Source organism: Microbacterium marmarense (assembly GCF_037204165.1).
GTDB lineage: Bacteria > Actinomycetota > Actinomycetes > Actinomycetales > Microbacteriaceae > Microbacterium > Microbacterium marmarense.
Genome location: NZ_JBBDGL010000005.1, coordinates 15,587 through 27,980 on the forward strand (window position 1 = coordinate 15,587; position 12,394 = coordinate 27,980).

Genomic DNA, 12,394 nt, shown 5'->3' on the forward strand with positions numbered 1-12,394 from the left:
CCACTCGGAGTGTCAAGCGGGTGGCATGCGGCCAGCGGCGTTTGTACGGTGTAGTCATGGAGAGTTCGGCGAAAGACCTTGTGCGGCAGATTTCCGTTATCAGCGCTGCTGTTTTCATGATCATCGCGGCCATGGTCGGGGTCGGCGTTTTCGGGGGCACCCCGGTGCAAGAGCTGCAAGACGGCGCGCTCGCCGCTGATGCGACGTATCTTGCTCCGGCGAGCTCCGCGTTCTCAATCTGGACGGCCGTGTACGTCGGTCTGTTCGCCTACACGGTGTGGCAGGCGCTGCCCTCGCAACGAGCGAATGAGCGCCAGCGAGTTCTCGGCTGGTGGGTCGCTCTGACGATGGTGCTCAACGGCGTGTGGTTGGTGCTCGCCCAATTCACCACTCTTGTGCTCACCGTGATCGGAATCGTGGCGCTGCTGGCCGCGCTCGCGGTGACGTTTCGACGGGCGATTGTCTTGTCGCCTTCGACGGGTTGGGTGGATCGCATCCTGATCGACGGCGTCACCGGATTGCACCTGGGCTGGGTCACGCTCGCCACGGTCGCCAATGTCACCGCCTGGCTGACGGTGAACCTTCCGGCGAGTTGGGAAGACCACGCCGTGGTGTGGGGCATGACTGTTCTGGCCGTCGTCGCGGTGATCGGGGTGGCGATCTCATGGGCGGGCAAGCGCCTTGCACCGTCGCTTGCTCTGGCCTGGGGGCTTTCCTGGCTTGCGGTCGCCCGCATCACAGATCAGCCCGAAAGCCTCGCGATCGGCTACACCGCCGCGGTGGTTGCCGCAGTGATTCTCGTCGTGGGCATCGCGTTCACTGTTCGGGGTCTGCGAGAGCCGCGCTCGGTCCAAACTGCTTAGCGAAGGTTCGCAGCAAGCGCACCGGTTCGGTGATCGACGCTGACAGCACCCGTGCCGCGATTTCATCGAAGGCGCTGGCATCGAAGTAGCCATCATCGCGATATACGGCCATGCGTTCCGTGAATGCCTTTGACGTTGGCTCTGGGTGAAACTGTGTGGTGTACAGGCGTTCGCCGACGCGGTAGGCCTGTACAGGGCATGCGTCGTTCTGTGCCAACAGAACCGCCCCGCCTGGAGCCGCTGACGTGCCTTCTTTGTGCGCGGTGAGAGCGGTGAAGCGATTCGCCAGCCCGCCGAACACGGGGTCGGTTCGGCCTTCTGCGGTCAACTCGACAGAGACAGGTCCGGTGTCTTCAGGAAAAGCGCGAGTGACGTCGCCTCCCAACATGCGGGTGACCACACCTATGCCGTAGCAGGTGAACAAGGCGGCGGGGCCATCACCGGCGGCGGTATGAGCGGCGAGGTGCTCGAGGTCTTTCTCGAGCCGTAGCTGCACCTCGGTTTTCGTCGGCTCGGGATCAGCGACATTGAACGGGCTGCCACCGACGACAAAGCCGCTGTAGCGATCGAAGATGTCGTGCGAAAACGGAGTGCGCACCAGGTCATGCTGGTGAAGCTGCGAGGGAGCAAGTTGCATAGCGCTGCGAAAGGATTCGTATTCGGCGGCAGCGGCTCCCTGCTGCGGCCGGACACACACATACAGCAACGGCGCGGACGTCATGGGGGCCAGTCTAAAACGTCGAAGACCAATCCGTTTGCGCGTCATGTATCACGATGCCTCTTCCATGCTCATGCAAGGTGTGGACACAATGGGCGCTATGACACATCCCGACGTGCCCGTCGACGCCGCCGAGCCAGCGAGGTGGGAGCGTGCTGCGTCACTCTTTCTGCGGTGGCGCGGCGGTGACACGCGAGCGATGGACGAGCTGGTTCGGCTGATGACGCCGACCCTGTGGCACGTGGCGCGCGCTTATGGGCTCGACTTCGCACTTGCTCAAGACGTCGTGCAGACAACGTGGATGACTCTGGTGCGCCGGCACGAATCGATCATGGATGCCCGCGCCGTCTCGGGATGGCTGACCATGTGCGCGCGTCGGGAGGCGTGGCGAGTCGGCAAACAGCACAGACAGGCCGACGCGACCGAGTCAGCCGCTCTTGAAACACAGCTTCCGGTTCACGAATCCGCCGAACACGATGCGGTAGCCGCAGACGAATCTCGCCGACTGTGGTCTGCCGTGACGATGCTCAACGAGCGCTGTCAGCGACTGTTGCGCGTGGTCGCCTTCGAAGAACGACCTGACTACGCACGAATCGCCGAAGACTTGGCTATGCCCGTGGGCTCGATTGGCCCCACGCGCCAACGCTGCCTCGGCAAACTCCGCGCCCTGCTTGAGGGTGCCGGATGGGAAGGAGCCCGTGATGGCCGCTGAAAGCTTCGGAGTGGATGCTGCACTCTTTGCGCGCTTGCGTGTGCTGTGGGCTGAGCACGACCCTATGCCGGCGGAGCTGATCGATCAGATGGTCGCCGCTGTTGCGTCGTCAGATCTGTCGCGTGAGTATGCGATGTTGACCCTGGTCGAAGGATCGCGCGCCGCCGTGCGCAGCGACACCGACACGGCGACGCTGCAGTTCAGCGATGGCGTCACCAGCGTGCTCGTGCACGTCAGCACGACCGAGAACGGTGGGCGCCGGGTTGACGGCTGGGTGGATGGCGCGGTGAAAACCATTCTGCTGGTGCAGAAAGACCGCCAGTGGGAGGCCGACCCGGGCGAGCAGGGTCGGTTTGCCTTCGGTGAAGTGCCGGCAGGGCTCTGTCATCTTCGCCTCGTCGTCGAGAGCGATCACACCCACGATTACCGCACACCCCAGTTCGAGGTGTGACCCTACGGCAAGGAGAGCGCGATGGCACGACCGATCGACCAAGATGGCGAAGGCGACCACAAAGTGGAGCACGAGAGCGGAGCAAGCTGGCAGCGGCGAGAAGAGGCGATCAAACCCCTCGGAGTGGTGCTGAATCCGTCGGCTGACTCGGGCGACAAAGACGTGTTTCCCACGGTTTATGTTCCCGATCGCCTCTTGGTCGCTGCGGGTCGGGATCCCAAAGAAGTGGCCGAAGCACTCGGCGCGGTGATGAGTGACACCGGGGTGGAATTCGTGCCGCGGCTCGGTGTCGTGAGTTTTGCGCGGACCGCGCGCCGGCGTGCTGCGACTGACCAGCCCGCCGTAACCCGACTGGCGATTGTGGCGACCGGCAGCGCCGAAGCTCCCGATGCTTGGACGGTGCTGCGTGCCGCGGCGGCAGCGGGGGTAGACCTGAGCGGCGTGAGCCTTGACCACCTGCTTACCGTGGGCCCCATCGGCATGAACCCCTTCACGTCAACGAACCCGTTTACCTCGACGAACCCGTTCACGTCGACGAACCCGTTTACCTCGACGAACCCGTTCACGTCGACTAACCCGTTCACCTCGACGAATCCGGCCAGCACGGGGCTTGGCAGTTATTCGCTGCCCGGATACGGCGGGCGTCAGCCGGTCGCCTGGGTAGGGCAGCGCCCAGCTCGTGCACGCTCGCGAAAAATCGCTCGCCCAACCGTCATGGTGCTCGACACCGGGTGCGGTGAGCACGACTGGTTCGAAGGCGGCGTCGTTGAGCGCCGGGTCGAAGTAGACGGCGTGGCCGTGGGAAAGACGGCTGCCGCCGATGATCCAGAGGTGAACGCCGACCTCGTTGGTCCCCTCGACGGTCAGATCGATCCGATCTCGGGCCACGGCACCTTCATTGCGGGAATCATCCTGCAGGCGTGCCCCGAAGCAACCATTCTCACCCCGCGCATCGCTGACAGTCTCGGACGCGTGATCGAGTCCGATCTCATTGACGCACTCGATCAAGTCGCCGAACTGGTACTGCGCGATGCTCAAGGCCTCGCGGGAGGTCGCCGAATTGACGTGCTCAGCCTGTCGTTGGGGTATTACCACGAGACGCCCGACGACGTGCTGTTCAGCGACGGTCTGCGCGCGCTGCTGCTGGAGATCAACGCCGCGGGCTGTGCGGTGATCTGCAGCGCGGGCAATGACGCGACGGATCGTCCCATGTTCCCTGCGGCGTTTCCCGGCGAAACCGGGCTGGCGCCGCTCGTATCGGTCGGCGCATGCAACCCGAATAGGCGCACCGTTTCGCTGTTCAGCAACACTGCGAAGTGGGTCGACCTCTATGCGCGCGGCGCTGCGGTCATCTCGACATTCCCTGCTTTCAACGGCGGCGCGCAAGCGGTCACACGGCGAGACGCACACGGTCAGGAGCGGGAGTGCATCGATCCCGATGACTTCACGGGCGGGTTCGCCGTGTGGAGCGGCACTTCGTTCGCGGCGCCGCTCGTTGCCGGAGCCTTGGCAGCTCGCCTCGACGCGATCGCGAGCACTTCGGGCTGGTCTGCGGATGCCACGGATCGCGCTGCGTTCGCCACGAAGACCATTGACGCGATAGCGGCGGAGAAGCCCTTGTAGATTCAACCTATGGGACTGAGCGCAACGCAGCTCTACACGCGCGGCGTCGAACACGGCAACGCGGGTCGCAACGCGGCAGCCCGCCGTGACCTGCGCCTCGCGCAGGCGCGCACCGTCGACCCCGACCTGCGCGCCAGGATCGCGGGAACTCTCGCCTACATTGCTTCGCGCACCGGCGATCCAGCAACCGCTGAGGCGTTGTGTCGCGAAGCAATGGACGACACCGGTGTGAGTCGTGAGACGCAGGCTATTCTCTTTGGTCAACTCGGCGTGCTCACATTGATGCGCGGCGAGAACAGTGAGGCGCGGGAGCTGCTCACGCAGGCGCTGGATGGCGTCGTCAACGTCACTCTCGAAGATCGTGCCCGCGCCGGACGCATGCACATCAACCGCAGCGTGGCGGCGATGCTCGGGGGCGACCTCACAATGGCCCGACACGATCTGAACCACGCGGCCGCGATCTTCGCTGACCTCGGCGAGCCGGTCGAGCGGGCGAAAGCGCTGCACAACCTCGGCTACGTCGAACTTCTCGCAGGAGACCTCATCGCCGCGCTTGCGCATATGGAGGCGGCTCGACCGACCTTTGAGCAGGAGTCGCCGGCGGCGGCGGCGCAATCGGATCTCGATCGTGCCGAGGTGCTGCGTGATGCCGGACTCACGACCGAAGCAGAGCAGCTACTGGCGAGAGTTGCTCGAGTGTTCGGTGCCCACCGCATGCGTCAAGCTCGCGCAGAAGCAGAACTCGGCTTGGCCAGATCGCGGCTCTTGCACGACCCGCGAGATGCGATGCGCCTGGCTCGCGCCGCGGCGAGGCGCTTTCATTCGCTGGGAAGCCACACGTGGGCCCTGCGTGCCGAAGCCACCGAGGTGCGCGCTGCGCTCGCAGATGACGTCTATGGCGCCACCGGCGAGCGCCGAGTCGTTTCTCACCGCGCTACCGCGATGGCGCGCGTTCCTGCTCTTGTGGGAGGGCTGCAACGAGCGGGGCTTAACTCTGCGGCAACGGCGGTGAAACTCGCCGCACAACTGCGCTCTGACGACGGCGCCGTCGTGCCACCGGGCGCGCGGCGCGCGATCCGCGTGCCGCGAGACTCGTCGCTGGCAACCGTTCTGCTGGCCGAACAGGCGCGCGCTCGTCGCGCGGAAAGCGATGGCGATGCTGCTGCGGTGCGTCGCTACTGCGCCCGCGGCCTCGACGAACTCGTGCGCCGTCAAGCGGATTTCGGAAGCCTCGACCTGCGCACGTCTGCGGCCGTGCATGCCACGCCATTGATGGTGGCGGGCTTGCGCGCTGCGGTGGCCTCGAGACGAGCGGACGTTCTGTTCGACTGGTCTGAACGTGCACGCCACCTCAATCAGAGCGTTGTGCCGCTGCGTCCACCGCCCGATGCCGCACTCGCCGCAGACCTGGCAGAACTCCGTCAGATTCGGCAGGATGCACTCGGCGACAGCTGGCTTGCCGACCCCCGGGCCGAGGTGCTGCGCGACCGCGTGCGCGAACGTCAATGGCGTGACACCCGCGGCATTGAGATCGAACAGCGCGCGACGCTGAGCGCCGTGCGGGCTGGACTCGATGGTGACACCGCGTTGCTGTCATATGTGTGGAGCGGCGACGATGTGCTCTGTGTCGTGGTCACTGCGACACGCACGCGCGTCATCGATGTGGCGAGTTGGCCGACGGTGAGCGCGCTGATGGCCGGTTTGCGAGCCGATCTCGACGTTTCAGCGTCGATGGTCTCCGGACCGATGGCGCGCATTGTTCGCAGGTCTCTAGACGAGCGTCTTGCCGCACTGTCCAAGGCGCTGCTTGACGTGCCCGCAGCGTGGGCTCGCGCGCGTCGCCTTGTGATCACGGCGCCCGGCGTGCTCAATGGCATTCCCTGGAGGATGCTTCCCGGAATGCGCGGGCGCGTGTTCACTCTTGCGACCTCAGCCACCAGCTGGGTGACCCGTCGCGGCGGCGCCGTTCGCTCGGGGGTCGGTTTCGTCGCGGGACCCCGAGTGCCGCGAGCGCGCGAAGAGGTGAATAGATCGGCTGCTTTCCGTCCCGCCGCGCATCTCGTCACGGGCGAAGCGGCAACCGTAGACGCGGTGACTGAGCTTGCAGGTCGATCGGGCACGCTTCACGTGGCCGCCCACGGTCGGCACGCGGTCGACAACCCCATGTTCTCGGGCCTCGAGCTCGCCAATGGCACCTTGTTCGGCTACGACATCGACCTCATTCCCCGGGTGCCCGACGTTGTGGTGCTCTCAGCCTGCGAGGTTGGCCGCTCGTCGGTGCGCTGGGGGGAAGAGGCGATCGGGATGACACGAATCTGGCTGCACGCGGGAGCCCGATGTGTGATCGCCGCACCGGTCATGGTCGCCGACGACGAGGCGTGTGAGCTGCTCGGCGCTATGCACGAGCAACTCGCCGCAGGCTCGCAGCCCTCGGACGCGCTCGCCGCAGCATCCGAACAGACAGGAATCATCGCGCCGTTTCAAGTGCATGGCGCTGGATTTTGAGAAACTTCAAAAAAGCTTCGCCCGCGATGTATCACCGCGCGTCTGTCGTGCTCTTGATCATCGGAACGGGTGGCCACCAAACGGGCTGGGGGTTGTGACCAACGCGAAGACGTTTTCGGGCACGCATGGGGGCGTGGTCTTCGCACCCGAACCACGGGGGATGTCGCAGAGACCCAGGTTGGCGACATCCCCCGCTACGCGCGCGACGACTGAGCCGTGCGTCCGCGCACGATGCCGATGAAGGCGTTGATGGCGGGGTTGTCGGAGTCAGCGAGCCACGCGACGCCCACGGGCGAGGCAGGCCCGTCGCTCAGCACACGGTAGGCGGTGTCTTTGCGGCGATTCGCCCGTGCGATCGACATCGGAACGATGACGATGCCGACACCGGCGGCCACGGTTTGGATCGCCTCTTCGATGTCGGCAGGTGCTGCGAAACGCGGCGCCACCGCACCAGGAACGTCGAGGTCGAGCACATCGTCATCGGGCACGAGGAGCACCTCGCCGCTCAAATCCTCGAGCGACAGTTGTTCCGCTGCCGTCAGGTGAGAGTCGATAGATGCGATGACGACCGGGTCTTCTTCGTAGAGCTCGATGACATGAAGCCGGTCTTTGCTGATCGGCAGGCGCACGATCGCCGCGTCTACCTCGCCGCTGGCCAGCGCCTGATACTGATCTGCTACGGAAAGGTGCACGAGATCAAGCGGGGTTCGAGGCATGCGGGAGTTCCACACGTCAATCCATTTTCCGGGCGTAGCGCCGGGAATGACTCCGAGCGTGAAGCGCGGCGGCAGATCCACCACGGGGGGCGCAATCTCGATGGCAGTCTTGGGTTTGCTCGGGCGAGGTGATTTCGGCGATCCTGCGCGACTAGTGGGCTTGCCTTGCCGCGGGGGTGCGGCATCGCGCCCGCTCTTGCGCGGGCGTCCGCGCGACCCGCCGCCCTTAACCATGACGCCAAGCGTAGCCGTGGCGCTAGGGTTCGAAGATGCTCGCCATCATTGCTACCGTCTTCGCCGCGCTCGCCGCGCTGCTTCACGTCTACATCTTTGTGATGGAGAGTGTGCAGTGGACGCAGCCGCGGGTGTGGAAGATCTTCGGAATTCGCTCTCAGGATGCCGCGGAGATCACCAAGCCGATGGCCTACAACCAGGGTTTTTACAATCTGTTCCTGGCGATCGGCGTGATTCTAGGCCTCGCGCTGTTCTGGGCGGGCGGTCCAGATACCACGGCCGATGTCGCAGGCCGCACGCTCGTGCTGTTCAGCCTGGGGTCGATGGCCGCGGCGGCAATGGTTTTGATCACCACGGGAGCGAAGTACCTGCGCCCGGCGCTCATTCAGGGAACTTTTCCGCTCGTCGGTTTCGTTGTGTTCCTCTTCGCCTAGAACACGCACGCGCCCCATTGACCGGAGCCGATCGCACGCGCATCAGTTTCGGCTCGTGCGAAGAGCTCAGCATGCAGATCGTTCGGTCGCACCACGAGTGAACGCGCATCACCGGCCGCCATCAACTCATAGTTGACGAAATCGCCTGACTCGTTCCACAGGTACATAAGGGCGCGGTCGTAGCGGTCGTACCATTCCTGGTCAGGCGCCACCCAGACGATAGAGCCCTCGGGCAGCAGCGCGCTGAGGTGATCGGTCGCCTCTTGTGACCAGCACTCCGGTTCGGGTCGCAGCTCGGGGGTGTCGATCCCAATCAGCCGCACCGAGACGCGTTCAGAAGTGGGCATTACGTCGTTGGCGTGAGTTGCCCGTGCCTTGACGGTGTCACCGTCGATGACGTATTCCACGGTCATGGCGAAGGCGTCGTCGGGCCGCTCTGGGACGCCGCCCGCCGAGGTTTCGGCGCTTGAGTCGTCGTTCGAATCGGCGGTACCCAGGTTGCCGATCAAGGGTGGCAACGCGAAGAAAGCCAGCGTCAAGACGATGCCGACGCCCACGGCAGCCACGCCCCATCGCGCTTGTCGGCCGGAACGATTGGTCACTGCGACAGGCTAGCGGCAACCCCCGACCGTCTGTTGCTAGGCGGCGAGGCGGAGTCCCCGCTGGTCGGTGGCGACACGCTCGCCATCGCTGATGGTCTCATCGTCGCCAATCAGCGATCCGATCGCCACGCGTGCACCCGTTCCCACTTGAGTGCGCACGCCGATTTTTGCGCCCGCACCGATCGCGGCACCTGAGCCGATATGAGCGTGCGGCTCAATGCGTGCTTCTGGTCCGATCACAGCATCTGTCTCAACCCACACGCCGCGACCCACATGGGCTCCCGCGGCGATCTGAACTCCGGGTTCGACATACGCTCCAGCTTCAACCACGGCGCTCGGGTGCACTTTCGCCCCGTGCGCGATCAGCCCTCGACCGTTGACGTGCTTGCGGTAGCGCAGTGTTTCGCCAAGATCGTTCTCGATGTCGATGTAGTTCTTACCCACGAGCCCCTCCTACGGCAATTTGCCGACTATCGACACCAACGACTCGGTGGGATCATTCATTCCCATACCCAGATGTTTGTGTCTCAGGAGTGATTCGTAGCTTGAAGCGAAGCGGATTGCTTCGCGTTCAGTTCACATATTCGTCAGCCTGCGACAGGGCACGGTCGATGATGCCGAGACCGCGCACCAGGTCGTCTTCGTCGATCACCAGCGGCGGCGCGACGTGCACTCGGTTGAAATGCACGAACGGCCACAGCCCGTCTCTCTTGCAGGCCGCTGCGACGGCTGACACGGGCGCGGCCTCGGCGCCTGCGGCGTTGAACGGAACGAGCGGTTCGCGCGTCTCACGGTCTTTGACCAGCTCGATAGCCCAAAACATGCCGATCCCGCGCACATCGCCCACCGACGGGTGACGCGATGCGATTTCATGCAGACGCGGCTCGATCACGCGTGAGCCGAGATCGCGCACACGCTCGAGAATTCCGTCGCGATCGAACACTTCGAATGTCGCCAGGCCCGCTGCGCATGCCAGCGGATGACCCGAGTAGGTCAGACCGCCCGGGAACATCACGGTATCGAAGTGCGCGGCAATTCGCTCTGAGATCACGACTCCGCCGAGAGGCACATAACCGGAGTTGATTCCCTTTGCGAAGGTGATCAGATCGGGAACGACGTCGAACTCTTGAAACGCAAACCACTGGCCGATGCGCCCGAACCCGACCATGACTTCGTCGGCAATGTACATGATGCCGTAGCGGTCGCATAGCTCGCGCACACCGTTGAGATAGCCGGGCGGCGGGATGAGCACGCCGTTGGTGCCGACGACCGTTTCGATGATGATCGCCGCGATTGTCGACGCCCCCTCCAGCACAATGGTCTGCTCAAGGTGCTGCAGGGCGCGCTGCGCCTCTTCTTCGGGCGAGGATGAGTGAAACGGTGAGCGGTAGGTGTACGGACCGAAGAACTTGGCCACCGACCCGTCACCGGGCTCGTTCGCCCAGCGCCGGGGGTCGCCAGTGAGCGAGATCGCCGTCGAGGTGCTGCCGTGATAGCTGCGGTACATCGACAGCACCTTGCGCTTGCCTGTCACCAGTCGAGCCATGCGCACGGCATTCTCGTTCGCGTCTGCGCCGCCATTCGTGAAGAACACCTTCTCGAAGCCGTCTGGAGCGACCTCTGTGACGCGCCGAGCCAGCTCGCCACGAACATCATTGGCCATGGCAGGTGCGATCGTCGCGAGGCGACCGGCCTGCTCTTGGATGGCGGCGACCAGGTCAGGATGCTGATGGCCCAGGTTCAGATTGACCAGCTGCGAGCCGAAGTCAAGAAACGAGTTGCCCTGGTAGTCCCAGAATGTCGCTCCGTTTCCCCCGGCAACGGGCATGGGATCAATAAGCGCCTGTGCGCTCCACGAGTGGAACACATGTGCGCGATCATCAGCGCGTACCCGCGCTTCAGTGTCGAGATCGATCGAAACGTCAGTCATCGGTGTGTCCTTTCGGGTGCGCAGCGCTGAGGCTCAGTGGTTGCTCGGGAAGCCCAGGTTGACCTGGGTGGGGGTGTGGTCGGGCCAACGCGTCGTGACAGCCTTCGACCGGGTGTAGAAGTGGATCGACTCGGGGCCGTAGATGTGCGAGTCGCCGAACAGCGAGTTCTTCCACCCGCCGAACGAATACGCACCGACGGGCACCGGGATCGGAACATTGATGCCGACCATTCCGACCTCGATGTCGAACTCGAACTGGCGAGCCGTGCCGCCGTCGCGGGTGAACATCGCGACACCGTTCGCGAACTGGTTCGCGTTGATCAGCTCGACAGCTTCGGCATAGCTTTCGACGCGGACCACCGACAGCACCGGGCCGAAGATCTCGTCGTCGTAGACCTTCATACCGGGCTTGACGTGGTCGATGAGGCTCACTCCGGTGAAGAAGCCGTCGCCATCGAACTCCTGCTGAGTGCCGTCGACGACCACGGTCGCGCCCTCGCCCGCAGCACCCGTCACGTACGACTCGACCTTGTCGCGGTGTTCGCGCGTAATGAGAGGTCCCATCTCAGACGCCGAATCGGTGCCATCGCCGATGATGAGCGACTTCATGCGAGAGGCGACCTTCTCGACGAGTGCGTCTGCGACGTCGTTGCCGACCGCGACAAGCACCGAGACAGCCATGCAACGCTCGCCGGCCGAGCCGTAGGCGGCAGAAACCGCCGCGTCGGCAGCGCCGTCGAGATCAGCATCCGGCATAACGACCATGTGGTTCTTAGCACCGCCGAGTGCCTGCACACGCTTGCCCTGCTCACTGGAGCGCTGGTAGATGGAACGCGCAATCGGCGTGGAGCCGACGAAGCTCACGGCGCGCACATCGGGCGAGTCGATGATCGTGTCAACGGCAACCTTGTCGCCGTGCACGACGTTCAGAACTCCCGCGGGCAGTCCTGCTTCTTCGAACAGCTTCGCGAGGAAGATCGATGCGCTCGGGTCTTTCTCGCTGGGCTTGAGTACGACCGTATTGCCGCACGCGATTGCCGAGGCTGTCATCCACAACGGCACCATGACCGGAAAGTTGAACGGTGTGATGGCGCCGACGACGCCGACGGGCTGCTTGGTCGAATGAATATCGACTCCGCGGGCCACTTGCTCGCTGCGCTCGCCTTTGAGCAGGTGCACAAGCCCCGCGGCGAACTCCACGTTCTCGAGGCCGCGGCTGATCTCGCCCTTTGCGTCTGAAAGCACCTTGCCGTGCTCACTGGTGAGAATCGCGGCCAGGTCATCTTGGCGCTCAATCAACAGCGAACGCAGCCGGAAGAACACGTCTGCGCGTTTGATCAGACCGGTGGCGCGCCAGCCCGGAAGTGCGGCCTTTGCCGCGGCGATCGCTTCAGTGACCTCGTCGACGCTGGCGAATGCCACCTCGTGCTGGACGGCTCCGGTGGCGGGGTTGTAGACATTGCCGGTGCGCTCGGCCGCGCCCGTTGCCTGACCGTTGATGTGGTGCTGGATGAGGCTCATGAGATCTCCTTGCGCTGGTCGGACAAATCGACCGGGCATCATCTATGGTGGATTTGTCCCAGTTTGTCAGAGGAATAGAGGCGGC

At 64.3% G+C, this 12,394-nt stretch carries 12 protein-coding genes; 6 read left to right on the forward strand and 6 right to left on the reverse strand.

Annotated elements, in window-relative coordinates; all coding sequences use genetic code 11:
• Positions 1-56: 56 nt before the first annotated feature.
• Positions 57-863, forward strand: a complete 807-nt coding sequence (locus WDU96_RS12930) for a TspO/MBR family protein (protein WP_337338944.1) — start codon at positions 57-59, stop codon at positions 861-863.
• Here WDU96_RS12930 and WDU96_RS12935 read toward each other — a convergent pair.
• Positions 817-1,584: a glutamine amidotransferase-related protein gene (locus WDU96_RS12935; protein WP_337338945.1), complete on the reverse strand. Its 768-nt coding sequence runs from the start codon at positions 1,582-1,584 to the stop codon at positions 817-819. The two genes, WDU96_RS12930 and WDU96_RS12935, sit on opposite strands and share 47 nt — an antisense overlap.
• 97 nt (positions 1,585-1,681) lie before the next feature.
• Here WDU96_RS12935 and WDU96_RS12940 point away from each other — a divergent pair, with 97 nt between their 5' ends.
• Genes WDU96_RS12940 through WDU96_RS12955 form a run of 4 tightly spaced genes read left to right on the forward strand, consistent with a single transcriptional unit; the run spans position 1,682 to position 6,872 of the window.
• On the forward strand, positions 1,682-2,293 hold the full coding sequence (locus tag WDU96_RS12940; protein ID WP_337338946.1) for an RNA polymerase sigma factor: 612 nt from the start codon (positions 1,682-1,684) through the stop codon (positions 2,291-2,293).
• Positions 2,283-2,744, forward strand: a complete 462-nt coding sequence (locus WDU96_RS12945; RefSeq protein WP_337338947.1) for a hypothetical protein — start codon at positions 2,283-2,285, stop codon at positions 2,742-2,744. Before WDU96_RS12940 ends, WDU96_RS12945 begins: the two co-directional genes overlap by 11 nt.
• 21 nt (positions 2,745-2,765) lie before the next feature.
• The gene (locus WDU96_RS12950; protein ID WP_337338948.1) at positions 2,766-4,367 is read left to right on the forward strand and encodes a S8/S53 family peptidase; all 1,602 of its coding nucleotides are present in this window, start codon (positions 2,766-2,768) and stop codon (positions 4,365-4,367) included.
• A gap of 9 nt (positions 4,368-4,376) precedes the next feature.
• Positions 4,377-6,872 (forward strand): CHAT domain-containing protein, encoded by a 2,496-nt coding sequence (locus WDU96_RS12955; RefSeq protein WP_337338949.1) that lies wholly within the window; start codon positions 4,377-4,379, stop codon positions 6,870-6,872.
• Positions 6,873-7,066: 194 nt separating this feature from the next.
• Here WDU96_RS12955 and WDU96_RS12960 read toward each other — a convergent pair whose 3' ends face one another.
• Positions 7,067-7,822: a LysR family substrate-binding domain-containing protein gene (locus WDU96_RS12960; protein WP_337338950.1), complete on the reverse strand. Its 756-nt coding sequence runs from the start codon at positions 7,820-7,822 to the stop codon at positions 7,067-7,069.
• Between the two features lie 35 nt (positions 7,823-7,857).
• Here WDU96_RS12960 and WDU96_RS12965 point away from each other — a divergent pair, with 35 nt between their 5' ends.
• Positions 7,858-8,256: a DUF1304 domain-containing protein gene (locus WDU96_RS12965; protein WP_337338951.1), complete on the forward strand. Its 399-nt coding sequence runs from the start codon at positions 7,858-7,860 to the stop codon at positions 8,254-8,256.
• Here the strand turns inward: WDU96_RS12965 and WDU96_RS12970 are convergent.
• From WDU96_RS12970 to WDU96_RS12985, 4 genes are all read right to left on the reverse strand, one after another.
• Positions 8,253-8,858 carry a thermonuclease family protein gene (locus WDU96_RS12970; protein WP_337338952.1) on the reverse strand — a complete coding sequence of 202 codons (606 nt, stop codon included), beginning with the start codon at positions 8,856-8,858 and terminating at the stop codon, positions 8,253-8,255. The two genes, WDU96_RS12965 and WDU96_RS12970, sit on opposite strands and share 4 nt — an antisense overlap.
• Positions 8,859-8,894: 36 nt before the next feature.
• Complete coding sequence (locus tag WDU96_RS12975; protein ID WP_337338953.1) at positions 8,895-9,302, reverse strand: LbetaH domain-containing protein; 408 nt, start codon at positions 9,300-9,302, stop codon at positions 8,895-8,897.
• 127 nt (positions 9,303-9,429) lie between these two features.
• A complete protein-coding gene (locus WDU96_RS12980) occupies positions 9,430-10,788 on the reverse strand; it encodes an aspartate aminotransferase family protein (RefSeq protein ID WP_337338954.1) in 1,359 nt (452 codons plus the stop codon).
• Between the two features lie 33 nt (positions 10,789-10,821).
• The gene (locus tag WDU96_RS12985; protein ID WP_337338955.1) at positions 10,822-12,309 is read right to left on the reverse strand and encodes a CoA-acylating methylmalonate-semialdehyde dehydrogenase; all 1,488 of its coding nucleotides are present in this window, start codon (positions 12,307-12,309) and stop codon (positions 10,822-10,824) included.
• Between the last annotated feature and the right edge of the window lie 85 nt (positions 12,310-12,394).